A 15,882-nucleotide genomic window follows, 5' to 3' on the forward strand; every position below is an offset into this window, starting at 1 on the left:
CAAACTCGCCCCGAACGTTCAGGCCGACACAATCCCCTGTAGGAGTGAGCCTGCTCGCGATGGCGTCAGACCTGACGCCCCAGATCCAGGCTCGGATGTTTTGCTCGACTATTGATGCACTTAAACAGGTTTCAAGGCTCACGTTTAAAGACACTCAGTGTTACGTCCCAAGGCCTACAACGCCTTGCGTCATTACCTACGCGTACGCCAGAATCCGCCGGCTTGTGCGCCTGTGGGGCGAGCTATATCGTTTCCCGGTCACTGAAAAACAGTGATCGGGTTTGGTAGCCCGGTTTCGTATCACGGCGCATAGCATCACCTTTTATGGTGGCCATGCGCGGGGTCCTTTCGAGGGCGCCGGGAACTGATACGACCGGTCTACCAACCCGCGTATGGCCGCCACCTATCGTTGGTAGCGAGGGTGACGGCTCTCTTTTAAATAAACTCGTATCAGGAGTTTTATTCATGATCAAACCAACACCCAACCCACCGGACACCAATCCGGCATCCCCCTACGAATCCCTCGATTCCAAAAAACTCCACGAAGCCGCCGAACGCGCCCTCGACCACTACCTCAATCCAGGTGCCAACATCATGGCCAGCACCCACGAACCCGAACCCATGTTCCTCGCCAACCCCAAATACGACACCGAATCTCTGCTGGCCAACGCCAGCGAGTCACTGGGCTCGGCGACTACTATGCTCAGCAATTTTGCGGCGTTGCTGGATAACTCGCACCGCAAGACGTTGTTGGGGATTACGCAGGTGGTGATGTTGGGGGAATTGGCGGTGAATCAGGCGTTGGATAAGGTTGAGGTGAAGGAGTAAGGGCGAACCCTCTGTGGCGGTCGGGTAGGCCGCCGTCACAGAGGGAGGGCAAGTCGGCAACGGTATCCATGAGGTCTCAGTTTTTTGGCCGAAAATCGGATAATTGCTGGCGACCATCGCCCAAAAGCTGGCTAAAACGGGAGCAGAAAGTAGCCAGTAATGGTCATCGGTTTTTCAGGATGTTCAGCGAGTAAACAGTCCATTGAGCGTTCGGGTTCAGAGCCTGCAAGCAATTTCCTTCCACATGTAGTCGTATTCGTATCGCAGCCATCGGACCAGCAACTTATCAAACTGCCTGCGTAGCCAATTACGCTTGCGCGCCGCGAGCCTTTCCTCGATCGTCGCTCTGAGCCAGTCGGGGTCAAAGCCTGTCCAGACAGAGGGCAAGACTGCTGCAAGGTTGGAGAAGCAAACGGGCGCCACTTCTGAATAAAAGATTTCGTAGAGGACGTCAGGATCGACGCCTTTGACCTGGCGCGCGATGTAGTCGTAATCGGTCGGAAAATAGTTGAATGGTTCGGACAGTGCGGCTCTGACGTCTGTCAGTTGTGGTTCGGTCAGAAAATGTCCCAATGCGAAAATTCCTCCAGTTCCTCATCCAGCGATTCCGCGACCACTCCGCCCGCGACGCCACCGACGACCGATCCCATCAAGACCTCCCCAATTGCGCAGATCGGGGCTCCAGGGCGCCACAATGCACTGATGCCCCATCCAGTAGTGCGCCGCCTAACGCACCGGCCAAAAGCTGCCTGACTTTCTGAATGGAAAGCAGCCACAAATGGTCAGCGGGTTTTTTATAACGTTCAGCAAGTCTCTTGACCCTAGTGCATTCCGGTTCAAAGCCTGCTGGAGATCTCTTTCCAGATGTAGGCGTAGTTATATTTCAGCCAGCGAACCAGCACTTTATCGAACTGCCGGCGAAACCAATTACGCTCTCTTGCTACCAGCCTTGTCTCTACCGATTCCCTGAGTATGTCGGGATCGAAGCCCGTCCATACCGGTGGTACAGCGGCCACTAGATTGGTGAAACACACCGGTGCGACTTCTGAATAGAGGATTTCGTACAGAATGTCAGGGTCAACGCCTCTGACCTTCTGCGCTACAAAGTCATACTCAACCGGAAAATCGTTGAATGGCTCGGAGAGTGCGGCTCTGATCTTTGTCAGTTGTGGTTCAGTCAGAAGATGTCCCAATGCGAAAACTCCTCCAGTTCTTCATCCAGTGAACTCGCAACCGCTTCGCCCGCGAAACCGCCGGCAACTGTTCCAGCCAAGACAATCGCAATCGCGCAAATGGGCATGGCAGGGCCGCAAAACGTGCTGACGCCCATCCCCGCGAAGATGCCGCCCAACGCACCCGCACCCACAATGATGCCTTGGCGCGCCGCTTCTTTAGGTTTGTTTTCAGCATCCAGTATTTGATAGGTCGCCAGAGCGGCCGTCACCAGAACGCCGAGCTTGCCCATGATCAGCATTTTCTTGGTGCCGGTCGTGAATTTGGCATTATCACGTCCCGAGGATTCCAGAATGGCGTAGTGGACCTTATTCTTTTCTACTTCTGAAAGGCTGTCGTAACCTTTTTGGAATAGGCTTTCAGCGTACATATTCAGGAGTGTTATGAGACCCTTTCCGTCCTTTTTCTTCCTTTGGACGATAGCCAAACCCTGCACCGAGGTGAATTTGCGATGTTCCATCATGATTTTGTTTCGCATCTCATGACTGAACTTCACACCTTCTTGCGCGGTAATCTTCCCAGCTTTCACGTCATCCCGAGTTTGCTGAGACATGCGATTGATGTTCCTGGTGTAGCTTGCCCTGACTTTTTCATCAGAGATGGCATCCAGCGAAAACCTCAGGGCAGTGCCTTCCATCAGCTCTAACGCCCTGTCGAGAGGAGAGTCTTGCAAGGCGTGCTCACGCTGAACAACATAGCTGCCAGTGACAATGTACGGCTCTGTCATAGGATGGTCCTTATCCTAGAATTGTGTTCAATAGGCTCTCGGTAAGAGAGAGGGCCTCTGCGGATGCTTGCTCTTCAAACTTGAGCATCACGCACGTCTTGCCCGATGGATTCGAAAATTTAACAGCGTTGTCCTTATCGAATACACCGGGAAGCGATGAGCCATCTTCAAAGTGCGCGGTGCACGATAAGCCCTCATAGCTTTCTTCAGCGGGGATTCTGAAGCCAATCCAGCTCGCGTAACCCGCCAACAGCGAGGGAGGAACAAACTCGCAGGGTGTATGGGTACTGCCGATTATCACCGTCCCCGACCCGCCAACTACAACGCCGCCATGGGTGCCACCACTGTCGATGGTTGCGGCATTCTTGCCGTTGATGAACACAGTCGAAGACAGCCCTGATGAAAGCGCACTGCCGCACGTGCAGGTGTCGCCTTGACGTGCTGCGGAAAGGCCATCGAAAAACACGTCGGGAGAGCCTGTCGCAATGGGATTAGTACCGTGCCCCGGCAAGGGGCAACTGTATGGATCACTCTTACGCGCCGCTGGCTTAGCCACTATGACCTCCTGTCAAATCCGTGTGAGCGTCGTAACCTATCAGAACAGATCCTCGAATAGAAATCCGTGGTGATGGGCGTATGCAATGATCAGGCGATCAGCGCTCGCATGAACTGGTCAGCGCATGAAGCGAGAATTCGTTGTGGATGAAGAAAAAGCTGCATTTGATTGCAAAGGTCAAGGGCAGTAATCGGCCAGGAGCAGACATTCGAACCGCTGACCAATACACTGCCGCGACAATCGTACTCAAAAACTTTTGAGCAAATGTTCACGCAGGAAGAAGGGTTTCAAATGAGTCTTGATCTGTACCTGGAAGCGGATAATGCACTCACAGCCCCGACATTGAGGAAAGCCTTAAACGATGCTGATGCCTGCGAAATCAACGTAGTTGGCGACAGTTTGGAAGCTACCTTTATCTCGGGACTAACGTTGAGTACCGATGGCGTAATCACGGACTCAACAATTTACTCCGAGGATACGAAGGGCATCGACTTCCGTGTTGCTATGCGTTGTACCATCAGAATCAAAGGCCCCGAGCCGGAGGGGCAGTCTGCTATGGACGATCTGGACAAAATAGCGCAATCCATCGCTCAGACGTGCTCATCCCTCTTCCTGATAAGCTTCCAGCTCGAAGAAACATTGTACTGGCGGGACACAGCGGGGCTGCACCGTCCTGATGCCAGAACCTCCAAAAACAATGACGAATCCACCTGAGCGCACTCTGTCTACTACTGGGCATTTGCTGCACATCTCGATGAAATGGCTATTAGCTGATTTTCGCGAAGGGCCGCTTTGGATCGGTTCGGGCCTGTCTCGACCACAATAAAACGGCAAAAAAGCAGATGCTTGATTATGAAGCAGTTAAATCCAGAATATTTACTAAAAGAAAATGTACATGAAGAAGCTAAGTAATGATTTCAGTGGAGCACTCCGAACATTTGCGTACTTCATGGCAAGTGGAAGCCACTACATGCTTGAAAACGTAGAGTACCTCGACATTTATGGATCTGAGCCGAGTGCAATTGAGATGGTCTTCGCGATATTCGCGAACGTAATAGAGATGGACAGCGAAGGCAACGTGCTCAATTTCACCTACGCCCAAAGGAGAGCGACTGACTACTTAAGGTCATACTGCGACCCATCTTTCAAAGTAACGCCGCCTCTTGAAGACTGGGAAACCGAGCTCTATGGGCCGCCCTCACTCGGACGCTAAGAAATGGCTTTAGCTCGCAGACACGGGGGACCGGAAAGGGTCGAAAGATCCAGCCGAATGGCTGCTTTTGGCCGAATGCTGCCCGTCGCCAAGCTGTAATCGCCCCCAAACGAACGACACAAAGAGCAATTTTTTGCGATAACGCGGCAGTTCAGGCCTGACGCCATCGCGAGCAAGCCTCGCTCCTACAGAAGAACGGCGTGTCTAAGGCGAGGATTTCGAATGAGGTGCCGGCAAGGCATTCACAAGAATGTGCGCTGCATGTTTGCCCACATAGTGCTTGCACGTGATGAGCTCGTTGATCTGCTGACCACGACAGCGGAAAAAAGGGATGGATGTATTTTCCAAAAAGGACCGATAAATACACCAGTTCCCGTTTTAGCTTCTCAACTCCCGGAACCATCTTTGCCTAGTTAATGCCCCCCATGCCATGGCCATCAATCCACAGGTAGACTCCCTCACTTCTAATAGCATCGGAGGCATCATGAAGTACATTCTCTGGGTCGTTCTTAGCGGCGCGTCGCCCGTTGCATCGATTGATCATGCTGAGTACGAGAATCTGGAGGCATGTCAGTACGCAGCTGAACAGCTCAAGGAAGAAGTCGGGCAGGGGCAGCTCGCTGTTCACACCAGATGTACGCCCACGAAAAAGACAAAATAAGGCGCGACCATCCGGCGATGCTGCCATTTTTGATGTGCTGGCAAGATGGGTTTGGAGACAGCGGGGTGGATTTACTTAACATGCAATCAGAGCCTGCATGTGTAGCGGCTGACGAGCAGGGCGAGGCTGCGTTTGAGGACGTGGTCTTTGCAAGCCAGTAAACGCGGTTTGCCTGAAAGAACCCGTTGCCTGATTTCAAGACTGCTTCGCAGCCGAACGCAGCCTCGCGCTGCTCGGCAGCTGCTACAAAAAAGTTAGGCTAGGATTTCGAAGGCGGTGGTGGCTAGGCGTTCGCCGTTCACCATGATGTGCACCGCATGTTTCCCCACATAGTGCTTCCGAGTAGTCAGCTCCTTGATCTGCTGCCCACGACTAACCCGCTCAGTCGCCCCACCAGCCAACGTCAACGCCTTCAGCTTGAACACCTTCGCCGAAGTGCTGCCATTGGCCTTCACATAATCAATCGCATAATCAATCACCAACCGCTGACTCTCCGCCACCGTGGATTTCACCGCAAACGACAACGTAATCTTCTCCCCCAACCGAATCACCGCCGGCTCCACCTTCACCCCAACAATCTCAACCTCAGCCTTACCACTCGCCCCAATAATCGCCAACGCCCGCTGATTCCCCTGTTTGATCAAACTGCGCAACGCATGCTTGGCAATCCACGCCGTGTGCTTGTTCTCCAGCGACCACCCCTCAATCAAGTCCAGCACCCACTCCGGATGGTCCTTGGTGATGTCATTCAGGTGATTGGCCACCGACTTGCGCACGTAAAGGCTGTCATCCGCCTTGAGGTTGTCGAGAATCGCAGCCGCCAATGTCGGATCGCTCTGTATCTGCTCCAACCGAAACGACCACGGCAAACGCGGTCGGCTGCCTTCGCTGGCCAGGCGTCGCACATGCTCGTTCTCATCCCGAGACCATGCCTGCATCAGCGCCAATGACCGTTGCAGATCGCTGCGCAGAAAATACCGGATCGCAAATTCTGCCGAGCCAAACGCGGTGAAGTATTTGAGCGCGTCCATCGATTGCTCGAAGTCATGCGTGCCATACATCGCCACGTAATGCGGCAGCGAGATGCTGACGAAGCCGCTGTTGAGGCGGGGGCGAGGGCGCGCAGGACTTCGAGGGATTCGTCGTAATCCAGCGGGAGTACGGCGTGTAGGCATTCGCTGACGCGGGCCATGCGTTGCATGATCGACAGGTCGGCGAGGCCGTCGTTGGCCATTTTCAGGAAGGCTTTGGCGTTGAAGGCCGGGTAAACCGCCGTCATTTCGGTTGCGATGTGTTTGAGGCGTTCGGCGTTGAAGATTTCCTTCAGGGCCGGGGCTGGTTGTTCGGCGGCGGTCATGGTCGGGTCCGTTCGAGGGGGCCGGTCAGGTTATCGGGGTACTGATGAAAGCCTCAAGCTTTTCTGTCTGCGTGGCGAATTCCGTGATAGTGGCGGGCTCACGGGTCAAATCATTCCCCTGGGGGATCGACGTTCGCTGACGCTGACGATGGACGCTCGGGCCGGTTCAGGAGGGGAGTTGAGTGGGTCCATACGGACGGTGCCTGTGAAGTACGCTTCAGGGCCTTTTATCGAGGGTTGCGAGCCTGCGCGCTTGAGGATCATGATCCGGTCCTATTGATAAATGAACAGGAAATTTTATGGGCCTCACGCTCCACATACACTCTATGCATGTCCTGGAGTAAAGCGCGCCATGGAAGCCAACCGTTTTGGTGACATCGCTGCATTTGTCTGCGCCGTAAAGGCTGGAAGCTTTACCGCTGCGGCGGCTTCTCTTGGCCTGACCCGGTCGGCGGTGGGGAAAAGTATAGTTCGCCTGGAAAGCCGGATGGGTGCACGGCTTCTCAATCGCACGACGCGCAAACTGAGCCTGACTGACGAGGGGCAGGTCGCCTATGAGCGCTGGCGTCAGATTCTCGAAGACCTGGATGAAGTGGACGCGACCATGGCCTTGCGTCGTGGGCGGCCCACCGGGACCTTTAAGCTCACGGCACCGCTGTCCTTTGGTCAGCGCCACATTCTGCCGATTCTGGATGCTTATCTGAAGCAGTGGCCTGAACTGCGGGCGGATGTCTGGTTTACCGATCGCTTTGTTGATCTGATCGAGGAGGGCATCGACATCGCCATACGAATTGGCATGCCCAAAGATGACTCCCAATTATTTACCCGTACCGTGGCTTGGCAGCAATTCGCGACGTGTGCATCGCCTGCTTATCTGGCCCAACGCGGCGTGCCGCAAACGCCCGCTGACCTTGTCGGGCATGACACCATCGCTTTATTCAGTGGGGAGCGGCCGACCGTCTGGCGTTACCAGACACCTGCCGGCCTTCATCTTTACGAACAGCCGGGGCGACTGAACATCGACAGTTCAGAAGCCACGCGAGAAGCGGCGCTGGCAGGCATCGGCCTGATTCATCTGCCGACCTACATTACCGGTAACGACCTGCGCGATGGCACGTTAGTGGAAGTGTTGAAACCCTATCGCGCACCTCCTGATCCCATCAGAGTCGTCTACACCAGCAAGCGTCACCTGTCCCCCCGCGTTCGCAGGTTTATTGACCTGTTGATCGAGCGTTGGGAAACAGGCGTGCCGTGGGAAAGATAGCGATATTGGGGATTCAGCGGACCGTGTAAGGGGCGCGAACTGCTGTTTATCCAACCTGAGGAATCAATAAATATGTCAGTCATCGTCACTCACGGGACTGCCATCATGACTACTGCCACACACTTCTCGCCGCCAGCTCAACCGACCACGTTACCGACCGCCCATCCTTCGCTTGAGCGCCATCCCGGGTTTCAACGTTTGTTTAAACCGCAGGCGCTCACGATTGGCCTGATCTTGCCCCTCGAAACCCACCCGGGCAGACCGGCTCCGACCATGCGTGATCACGTGGAGATGGCGCAACGCGCCGAAGCGCTGGGCTTTGGTGCCTTGTGGATGCGCGACATACCTTTCTACGACCCGGACTATGGCGATGTGGCGCAGATCTTTGAGCCGCTGGTCTACATCGGTTACCTGGCCGCCGCCACCCGCAGCATTGTCTTGGGCACCACGGGTATTGTGCTGCCGACCCGTGATCCGATGTATCTGGCCAAGCAAGCGACGTCCCTCGATCAACTCAGTGAAGGTCGACTGGTGTTGGGGCTGTCCTCGGGTGATCGATACAGTGATTACCCGATGCTGGGCATCGATTATGAATCCCGTGGTGATCGCTACCGTGATGCTTTTTCGGTGTTTCGAACCCTGATCGAGCAGAGCTTTCCGCGTTTCCGCTCCCAGCGATTCGGTGGCTCACACGGAAACCTGGACCTGGTGCCGAAAGCGCCGTATGGCCGTGTCCCGTCAATTGCTGTCGGCCAGGCGCAACAGAGCGTTGAATGGTTAGCTCAGCACCTTGATGGCTATCTTGCTGGCGTTCAAAGCCCGGAGCGGTTGGCAGCGTTGGGCGAGAGCTGGCACGCCGCCGTGCAGGAGGCAGAGAACCGCAACGCTTTCAAACCGTTGGGCCTGGGCGGCTATTTTGACCTCAGCGATAACCCGGATCAGCCATTCCAGCGCATCCAGGGTGGCTTCCGGGCAGGGCGCAACGGCCTGCGCAATTACCTGGAGCACGCGCAATCTGCCGGTGTTTCGCATATCGCGCTCAACCCCAAGGTCAGCCGTCAACCCTATGGCGAAATCCTCGACGAACTCGGCGAGTACGTTCTGCCGTACTTCCCGTCACATGCCTGAGATCACGCGGAGGAATCACTCATGTCATCACTTTTCGACTCTTATGACCTCGCGGATCAGGTGCTGCCCAATCGCATCGTCATGGCGCCGATGACCCGCGCTCGCGTCGAGGGCACCGTGCCGTCTGAAGACATGGCGACCTACTACGCCCAGCGCGCCGGAGCCGGCCTGATCATCAGTGAAAGCGCGCAGGTTTCTCCGCAGGGACGTGGCTACCTGTATACCCCGGGGATCCACAGCGCAGCGCAAATTGAAGGCTGGAAGCGCGTGACTGATGCGGTTCATCAAGCCGGGGGACGCATGTTCCTCCAGCTCTGGCATGTGGGGCGCGTCTCGCACTCTTCGCTGTTGGACGGACGCTCGCCTGTCGCGCCTGTGGCCATGCCCGCCAGTCAAACGTTGGTGCATGCTTACGACAGCGACGGCAAGCCTGCGCAAGTTGCGGTGAGTGCGCCCGTGGCGTTGGATGCCGAGGGGATTCGGCAGGTCATTGCAGACTTTCGCCTGGCCTCGGCCAACGCCCTGTCGGCAGGTTTTGACGGTGTCGAAATTCACGCCGGCAACGGCTATCTGTTTGAACAATTCATCAACGGCGGCTTCAACACACGTGAAGACCGCTACGGTGGTGCACCGATTGCGAATCGCCTGCGATTGCTGCTTGAGACGGTCGATGCGGTGAGTGCGCAGATCGGCAGTGCGAAGGTGGGTGTGCGCGTGTCGCCTTTCGCCCACCTGGCGGATCTGCACCCGTTCGATGGCGAAGAGGCCACTTGGCTCGCTCTGGCTGGAGCACTGTCGCAACGCCAGATTGCCTACTTGCATGCGAGCCATCTCGGCACGGTGGACTTTCAAAAAGACTTCCGCGCAGCCTACGACGGCACCTTGATGGTGTCGGGCGGGTTCACCCTTGAAACCGCGCAGCAGGCCATCGAAGAAGGATTAAGCGACCTGGTGGTGTTTGGCCGGCCGTTTATAGCCAACCCCGATCTGGTCAATCGCTTGCGCCATGGCTGGCCACTGGCCGAAGCGGGAAGGGAGGCTTACTACGGCGGGGGCGCGCATGGCTACATCGATTATCCCGCGTACTCGTCGCCAGTCGCAGAAAGTGCCTAGCGGACCCGTCGTGCAGCGCCGGGGCAGGTTGTTCGGCGGCGGTCATGGTCGGGGCCGTTCGAGGGGGCCGGTCAGGTTATCGGGGTACTGATGAAGGCCTCAAGCTTTTCCGCCTGCGCGGTGAATTCGGCGATGCGCGGGAAGCGTGAGGCGTCGACTTGGTCCGGTGTCACCAGGTTGGTGAAGCTCCAGGCGACGGCGAGGGTGATGCCGTCTTGTTCGATCAAGGCACCGTTTGCCAGAGGCTGTTTTTCCAGTTCGCGTTCAAGCGCTGAATAGGCTGCGGCGAGTTGCCCTTCGACGCGCTCAACCCAAGGCTGGTATTGAATTTCGGCGGGGCGCAGGTTGCGTTCGTAGTAAAGCTGAACGGACTTTTCGCACGCCGCCAACCCGAGCCCGATCAGGCGCCATGCGCGCAGTCGTTGCTTGAGGTCGTCGGGCATCAGGCTTTTGCCAGGGCCGGCGAGGGCTTCGAGGTAGTCGATGATCAGGGTCGAGTCGATCAATACTTCGCCGTCGTCCAGCACCAGGGTCGGCGCCTTGACCACGGGGTTGATCTGCTGGAAGTGCTCGAAATGGCGGAACACCGAAACCGATTCGTGCTCCAGGTCGATGCCCAGGTGTCTGGCGGAAATAGCCACGCGCCGCACGTAGGGCGAATCCAGCATGCCGATCAGTTTCATTGAGCCGCTCCTTCAGGTGTCCATGTCGTGATGGACTACCTTAGCTGAGGTTCGGCGACCTGCAAACGGCCTAGGTTAATCTTCGAAACCGACTTGCTCGTGTATCTCGTCGACCTTCAATTCCAGTCGATAGGCCACGGCGATGAACAGCGCCTGGCACAGGCACAACGTCGCGCTCAACGAGCGGAAGGCGAACGAGCTGCCTTCGTTGACCAGCAGCACGGTGTTGGCGCGCTTGGCCAGGGGCGAGAGGTTGCTGTCGGTGATGATCAGGGTTTTCGCCTGGTTGTGCTGGGCGATGCGCAGGCAGTGCTGGGTTTCCTTGCCGTAGGGCGTGAAGCTGATGGCGATGACCAGGTCATTGGCGCGCACGCTGCGCATCTGCTCGCGATAACTGCCGCCGAGGCCGGAGACCAGATGGATGCGCTTGTTGGTGTGTTGCAGGTTGTAGACCAGGTAATCCGCGACGGCGAACGAGCGGCGCACGCCGACCACGTAGATGTTGTCGGCGTTGACCACGAGGTCCACGGCTTTGTCGAAGGCCTGGTCATCGAGTTCCAGCCCCAGCCGTTCGATGCCGGACAGGGTCGCGTCGATGCACTCGCGGGCGAGGTCGCCGCCGCTGGCTTTCTGCGATTTGTTGGCGATCATGCTGCGGATGCGCTGCTGGTAGTTCTGCACCGGCGTGGTTTTGTGCGTGTACGCCTCGCGGAACAGGGCCTGCATTTCGCTGAAACCGCTGAACCCGAAACGCTGGGAGAACCGCACGATGGCCGACGGGTGCACTTCGCACTCGCGGGCGATGTCGCTGATGCGGTCGACCATGATCCGGTCGCTTTGCTGGCTCATGTAACTGGCGATGCGTTTGAGCTGGCGCGGCAGGCTTTCGTATTCGTTGGTGATCAGCTGCAACAGACGCTCGGCATTGATCGGGGGCTGGCGAGATCGCTGTCGGGCGTGCTCTCGGTCGTAGCCGGCTGATCGGTGCGGGACATAGGGAATCCTTCTGGCTTGTTCTTATAGGGCTGACTGGTGTGTCGGCCCCTGACAATAGGTTGGCTGTGCGCAGTCTACAGGGTAGGCCGGAATAAAATCTTGAGCTTGCGGCCGGCGTGCGGTTTGCTGAAACGATGCACTGTGTCTGGAATGCTTTTGTAGAAGTTTATTGGAAAAAATATTCCACGTAAAAATTATTTGGAATAATTATTGATTGTTCGGTCCCGGTCGTTTTAGTCTGCATCCCACCAAGAGCGTTCGGCGCCTCCATCGCCCCGAACGCAGGCTGATAAAAATAACAGGAGCCAGCATGGGCCAGACTCGTTTTGCCAGTGGGCGTCAATTGGATCTGATTTGCCTGGGGCGCCTTGGCGTCGACCTCTATGCGCAGCAAGTCGGAGCGCGGCTGGAAGATGTTTCAAGCTTCGCCAAATACCTTGGGGGATCGTCCGCCAACATTGCGTTCGGCACCGCTCGACTGGGCCTGAAATCGGCGATGTTGAGCCGGGTAGGGGACGACCACATGGGGCGGTTCCTCCTGGAATCCCTGGCGCGTGAAGGCTGTGATGTCAGCGGCGTCAAGGTCGATCCGGAACGCCTGACCGCCATGGTCCTGCTCGGTCTCAAGGACCGCGAAACCTTTCCTTTAGTCTTCTATCGCGAAAACTGCGCCGACATGGCGCTGCGGGCCGAGGACATCAGCGAAGCCTTTATTGCCTCCAGCAAAGCCTTGCTGATCACCGGCACCCATTTCTCCACCGACGGCGTCTATAAGGCGAGCATCCAGGCGCTGGATTACGCCGAGAAGCACAACGTCAAACGGGTGCTCGATATCGATTATCGCCCGGTGCTGTGGGGCTGGCGGGCAAGGCGGACGGGGAAACCCGGTTTGTTGCCGATCAGAACGTCAGCCAGCATGTGCAGAAAATCCTGCCGCGTTTCGACCTGATTGTCGGCACTGAAGAAGAGTTTTTGATTGCGGGCGGTTCCGAGGATTTGCTCACGGCGTTGCGCAATGTTCGGCGTCTGAGCGATGCAACATTGGTGGTCAAGCTTGGGCCGCAGGGTTGCACGGTGATTCACGGGGTGATTCCGGTGCGGCTAGAAGACGGGGCGATTTACCCCGGCGTCCGGGTGGAAGTGCTCAACGTGTTGGGGGCCGGCGATGCCTTTATGTCGGGTTTCCTCAGCGGTTGGCTGGAAGACGCCAGCGATGAGCGCTGCTGCCAGTTGGCCAATGCTTGCGGCGGGCTGGTGGTGTCGCGCCATGCCTGCGCCCCGGCGATGCCGACCCGGGCCGAACTCGATTACCTGTTCAACAGCCCGGTGCCGATTACCCGGCCGGATCAGGACGAAGTGCTGCAGCGTCTGCATCAGGTAAGCGTGCCGCGCAAACAGTGGAAGCAGCTGTTCATTTTTGCCTTTGATCACCGTGGGCAACTGGTGGAACTGGCGCACAAGGGCGGTCGCGACCTCAACGCCATCTGCGAACTCAAGCAACTCTTTATCAAAGCCGTGGAGCGGGTCGAAACGGATTTGCGTGAGCAAGGGATCGAAGCGGATGTCGGCTTGCTGGCTGATCAGCGTTTCGGCCAGGACTCGCTGAACGCCGCCACCGGTCGTGGCTGGTGGGTGGCGCGGCCGGTGGAAGTGCAGGGCTCGCGGCCGTTGGCCTTCGAACATGGGCGCTCGATCGGCAGCAACCTGATCGCCTGGCCGCAAGAGCAGATCATCAAGTGCCTGGTGCAATTTCATCCTGATGATGAGCCGTTGCTGCGCCTGGAACAGGAAGCGCAGATCAAGGGTTTGTATCAGGCGTCCCAGGTCAGCGGTCATGAACTGCTGCTGGAAATCATCCCGCCCAAGGATCATCCGTCGACCCATCCGGACGTGCTGTATCGCGCGCTGAAACGCCTCTACAACCTGGGGATTTACCCGGCGTGGTGGAAGATCGAAGCGCAGAGTGCCGAGGAGTGGAAGCAGCTTGATGAGTTGATTCAGGAGCGAGATCCGTATTGCCGGGGCGTGGTGTTGCTGGGGCTGAATGCGCCGGCGGCGGCACTGGCCGAAGGGTTTCAGCAAGCGAGCCAGAGCCAGACCTGTCGCGGGTTCGCGGTGGGGAGGACGATCTTCCAGGAACCGAGCCGCGCGTGGCTGGCCGGTGAAATCGATGATGAGGCGCTGATTGCTCAGGTGCAGGGCACCTTCGTCGAACTCATCGACGCCTGGCGCACGGCCCGCGCCTGACGTGACACCGCGTTATCGTTCTTCGCGGGCAAGCCTCGCTCCTACGGGAAGCCGCGTTGATCTGTAGGAGCGAGGCTTGCCCGCGAAGTCGGCCTCAGACTCAACGGAAATTTAGAAAACAACAAAAAGGTGCAGCCATGCCCGCTATCCGAATTGGCATCAACCCGATCTCCTGGAGCAACGACGACTTGCCGTCCCTCGGTGGCGAGACGCCGTTGAGCACCGCGTTGAGCGAAGGCAAGGAGATCGGTTACGAAGGTTTTGAACTCAACGGCAAATTCCCCAAGGATGCCAAAGGCGTCGGTGACGTGCTGCGGCCTTACGATCTGGCGCTGGTGTCCGGTTGGTATTCCAGCCGTCTGGCGCGCCGTTCCGTGGCCGAAGAAATCGACGCCATTGGCAGTCACGTCGAGTTGCTGGCGAAGAACGGCGCCAAGGTGCTGGTTTACGGCGAAGTGGCGGACTCGATTCAGGGCCAGCGCATCCCCTTGGTTGAACGCCCGCGTTTCCACACCGAACAGGCCTGGCAGGAATACGCCGACAAGCTCACCGAACTGGCGCGTTTCACCCTGTCCCAAGGCGTGCGCCTGGCCTATCACCACCACATGGGCGCTTACGTCGAATCCCCGGCCGACATCGACAAGTTGATGGCGTTGACCGGCAGCGAAGTCGGTCTGCTGTTCGATTCGGGCCATTGCTACATGGGCGGCGGCGAGCCGTTGCACGTCTTGCGCAAACACATCGAACGCATCTGCCACGTGCATTTCAAGGACGTGCGCAAACCGGTGGTGCAACTGGCGCGCAACAACTTGTGGAGCTTTCCGGACTGCATCATCAACGGCACCTTCACCGTGCCCGGCGATGGCGACATCGACTTCGCCGCGCTGCTCGATGTGTTGCTGGCCAACGATTACCACGGCTGGCTGGTGGTCGAGGCTGAGCAAGACCCGGCCGTGGCGCCGAGTTACGTCTACGCGAAAAAAGGCTACGACACCTTGCGAGCGTTGCTCGACGAGAGGGTTGCGCTATGAGCCTGCTGGTCAAAAGCAATGCCCGTGGCCGGACCATGGTCGAGTTGGGCAAAGGTGAGCTGGAATACGTCGGCTTCGCTGCCTACCGCCTAAGCCTGGGCGAAACCTTGCCGGTGGCGGCGGGTGATAAAGAGCTGTGCCTGGTGCTGCTCAGCGGCCGGGTCAGCATCAAGGGCGAAGCGCCGGGGCAGGGCGCCTTCGAATGGGACAACCTCGGCGATCGCCAGTCGGTGTTCGAGGACAAATCGCCGTTCGCCGCTTATTTGCCGCCGGGCAGTCAGGCCCAGGTCGTCGCGTTGAGCGATGTGCAGATCGCCGTCTGCGCCGCACCGGGGTCAGCCGAAAAGGGCCTCGGTCCACGGCTGATCAAACCCGACACCATGAAGCGCAGCGTGCGCGGCAAGGGCGCCAACACCCGTTACGTCTGCGACATTCTGCCGGACACCGAGCCCGCCCATTCGCTGCTGGTGGTGGAAGTGCGCACGCCGTCGGGACACTCGTCGAGCTACCCGCCGCACAAGCACGACACCGACGATTTGCCGCACCAGAGCTTTCTCGAAGAAACCTATTACCACCAGATCAACCCGCCCCAGGGGTTCGTGTTCCAGCGCGTCTACACCGACGACCGCAGCATCGATCAAGCCATGGCCGTGGAAAACAGCGACCTCGTGGTCGTGCCCAAGGGCTATCACCCGGTCAGCGTGCCCTACGGCTACGAGTCGTATTACCTGAACGTGATGGCCGGCCCGAAACGGGTCTGGCAGTTCCACAACGATCCGCAGCACAGTTGGCTGCTTGATCTCTGATCTAAAAAGCCTGAATTCCACTATTCGAACGGAGAACAA

The 15,882-nt window shown here is 57.6% G+C and carries 14 protein-coding genes and 3 pseudogenes; 10 read left to right on the forward strand and 7 right to left on the reverse strand.

Annotated elements, in window-relative coordinates:
- The first annotated feature begins 465 nt into the window (after positions 1–465).
- The gene (locus HP062_RS02845; protein ID WP_172790787.1) at positions 466–828 is read left to right on the forward strand and encodes a DUF6124 family protein; all 363 of its coding nucleotides are present in this window, start codon (positions 466–468) and stop codon (positions 826–828) included.
- 216 nt (positions 829–1,044) lie between these two features.
- Here HP062_RS02845 and HP062_RS02850 read toward each other — a convergent pair whose 3' ends face one another.
- From HP062_RS02850 to HP062_RS02865, 4 genes are all read right to left on the reverse strand, one after another.
- Positions 1,045–1,401 carry a hypothetical protein gene (locus HP062_RS02850; protein ID WP_154912578.1) on the reverse strand — a complete coding sequence of 119 codons (357 nt, stop codon included), beginning with the start codon at positions 1,399–1,401 and terminating at the stop codon, positions 1,045–1,047.
- A 263-nt stretch (positions 1,402–1,664) separates the two neighbouring features.
- The gene (locus HP062_RS02855) at positions 1,665–2,021 is read right to left on the reverse strand and encodes a hypothetical protein (protein WP_172790788.1); all 357 of its coding nucleotides are present in this window, start codon (positions 2,019–2,021) and stop codon (positions 1,665–1,667) included.
- Positions 2,006–2,788 (reverse strand): hypothetical protein, encoded by a 783-nt coding sequence (locus HP062_RS02860; RefSeq protein ID WP_172790789.1) that lies wholly within the window; start codon positions 2,786–2,788, stop codon positions 2,006–2,008. The genes HP062_RS02855 and HP062_RS02860 overlap by 16 nt, the downstream gene beginning before the upstream one ends.
- Before the next feature lie 10 nt (positions 2,789–2,798).
- Positions 2,799–3,344, reverse strand: coding sequence for a PAAR domain-containing protein (locus HP062_RS02865; protein ID WP_083376951.1), 546 nt, complete (start codon positions 3,342–3,344; stop codon positions 2,799–2,801).
- Positions 3,345–3,635: 291 nt separating this feature from the next.
- Here HP062_RS02865 and HP062_RS02870 point away from each other — a divergent pair, with 291 nt between their 5' ends.
- From HP062_RS02870 to HP062_RS02880, 3 genes are all read left to right on the forward strand, one after another.
- The gene (locus HP062_RS02870) at positions 3,636–4,058 is read left to right on the forward strand and encodes a hypothetical protein (RefSeq protein ID WP_083377318.1); all 423 of its coding nucleotides are present in this window, start codon (positions 3,636–3,638) and stop codon (positions 4,056–4,058) included.
- A gap of 181 nt (positions 4,059–4,239) precedes the next feature.
- Positions 4,240–4,557 carry a hypothetical protein gene (locus tag HP062_RS02875; RefSeq protein WP_009048737.1) on the forward strand — a complete coding sequence of 106 codons (318 nt, stop codon included), beginning with the start codon at positions 4,240–4,242 and terminating at the stop codon, positions 4,555–4,557.
- 484 nt (positions 4,558–5,041) lie between these two features.
- Positions 5,042–5,218, forward strand: a complete 177-nt coding sequence (locus tag HP062_RS02880; RefSeq protein WP_154504397.1) for a hypothetical protein — start codon at positions 5,042–5,044, stop codon at positions 5,216–5,218.
- A gap of 254 nt (positions 5,219–5,472) precedes the next feature.
- On the opposite strand, the pseudogene HP062_RS02885 reads toward HP062_RS02880, so the two are convergent.
- Positions 5,473–6,575 (reverse strand): annotated as a pseudogene (locus HP062_RS02885) (DNA alkylation repair protein).
- A gap of 352 nt (positions 6,576–6,927) precedes the next feature.
- Between HP062_RS02885 and HP062_RS02890 the strand changes: the two are divergent.
- The 3 genes from HP062_RS02890 to HP062_RS02900 all read left to right on the forward strand — a co-directional run bounded on the left by HP062_RS02890 (position 6,928) and on the right by HP062_RS02900 (position 10,080).
- A complete protein-coding gene (locus HP062_RS02890) occupies positions 6,928–7,839 on the forward strand; it encodes a LysR family transcriptional regulator (RefSeq protein WP_172790790.1) in 912 nt (303 codons plus the stop codon).
- Positions 7,840–7,944: 105 nt separating this feature from the next.
- Positions 7,945–8,967: an LLM class oxidoreductase gene (locus HP062_RS02895; protein WP_256666080.1), complete on the forward strand. Its 1,023-nt coding sequence runs from the start codon at positions 7,945–7,947 to the stop codon at positions 8,965–8,967.
- Positions 8,968–8,988: 21 nt separating this feature from the next.
- Positions 8,989–10,080, forward strand: a complete 1,092-nt coding sequence (locus HP062_RS02900) for an alkene reductase (RefSeq protein WP_172790792.1) — start codon at positions 8,989–8,991, stop codon at positions 10,078–10,080.
- Positions 10,081–10,151: 71 nt separating this feature from the next.
- Here HP062_RS02900 and HP062_RS02905 read toward each other — a convergent pair whose 3' ends face one another.
- Together HP062_RS02905 and HP062_RS02910 are read right to left on the reverse strand one after the other, a co-directional pair.
- A complete protein-coding gene (locus HP062_RS02905; RefSeq protein ID WP_010459617.1) occupies positions 10,152–10,763 on the reverse strand; it encodes a glutathione S-transferase in 612 nt (203 codons plus the stop codon).
- 75 nt (positions 10,764–10,838) lie between these two features.
- A pseudogene (locus tag HP062_RS02910) lies at positions 10,839–11,758 on the reverse strand (MurR/RpiR family transcriptional regulator).
- A gap of 311 nt (positions 11,759–12,069) precedes the next feature.
- Between HP062_RS02910 and iolC the strand changes: the two are divergent.
- The 3 genes and pseudogenes from iolC (at position 12,070) to iolB (ending at position 15,843) form a co-directional block, all read left to right on the forward strand.
- A pseudogene (iolC, locus tag HP062_RS02915) lies at positions 12,070–14,006 on the forward strand (5-dehydro-2-deoxygluconokinase).
- 137 nt (positions 14,007–14,143) lie between these two features.
- Complete coding sequence (gene iolE, locus HP062_RS02920; RefSeq protein ID WP_010459620.1) at positions 14,144–15,037, forward strand: myo-inosose-2 dehydratase; 894 nt, start codon at positions 14,144–14,146, stop codon at positions 15,035–15,037.
- Positions 15,034–15,843: a 5-deoxy-glucuronate isomerase gene (iolB, locus tag HP062_RS02925; RefSeq protein ID WP_083376941.1), complete on the forward strand. Its 810-nt coding sequence runs from the start codon at positions 15,034–15,036 to the stop codon at positions 15,841–15,843. Before iolE ends, iolB begins: the two co-directional genes overlap by 4 nt.
- Positions 15,844–15,882 lie beyond the last annotated feature (39 nt).

This window comes from Pseudomonas sp. B14-6 (assembly GCF_013260315.1).
Lineage (GTDB): Bacteria > Pseudomonadota > Gammaproteobacteria > Pseudomonadales > Pseudomonadaceae > Aquipseudomonas > Aquipseudomonas mandelii.

What these genes read in the sequence shown, in the direction of transcription:
- HP062_RS02845 (WP_172790787.1), top strand. Translation starts at nt 466, where the DNA reads ATGATCAAACCAACACCCAACCCACCGGACACCAATCCGGCATCCCCC.
- HP062_RS02860 (WP_172790789.1), bottom strand. Translation starts at nt 2,788, where the DNA reads ATGACAGAGCCGTACATTGTCACTGGCAGCTATGTTGTTCAGCGTGAG.
- HP062_RS02870 (WP_083377318.1), top strand. Translation starts at nt 3,636, where the DNA reads ATGAGTCTTGATCTGTACCTGGAAGCGGATAATGCACTCACAGCCCCG.
- HP062_RS02875 (WP_009048737.1), top strand. Translation starts at nt 4,240, where the DNA reads ATGAAGAAGCTAAGTAATGATTTCAGTGGAGCACTCCGAACATTTGCG.
- HP062_RS02880 (WP_154504397.1), top strand. Translation starts at nt 5,042, where the DNA reads ATGAAGTACATTCTCTGGGTCGTTCTTAGCGGCGCGTCGCCCGTTGCA.
- HP062_RS02890 (WP_172790790.1), top strand. Translation starts at nt 6,928, where the DNA reads ATGGAAGCCAACCGTTTTGGTGACATCGCTGCATTTGTCTGCGCCGTA.
- HP062_RS02895 (WP_256666080.1), top strand. Translation starts at nt 7,945, where the DNA reads ATGACTACTGCCACACACTTCTCGCCGCCAGCTCAACCGACCACGTTA.
- HP062_RS02900 (WP_172790792.1), top strand. Translation starts at nt 8,989, where the DNA reads ATGTCATCACTTTTCGACTCTTATGACCTCGCGGATCAGGTGCTGCCC.
- HP062_RS02905 (WP_010459617.1), bottom strand. Translation starts at nt 10,763, where the DNA reads ATGAAACTGATCGGCATGCTGGATTCGCCCTACGTGCGGCGCGTGGCT.
- iolE (WP_010459620.1), top strand. Translation starts at nt 14,144, where the DNA reads ATGCCCGCTATCCGAATTGGCATCAACCCGATCTCCTGGAGCAACGAC.
- iolB (WP_083376941.1), top strand. Translation starts at nt 15,034, where the DNA reads ATGAGCCTGCTGGTCAAAAGCAATGCCCGTGGCCGGACCATGGTCGAG.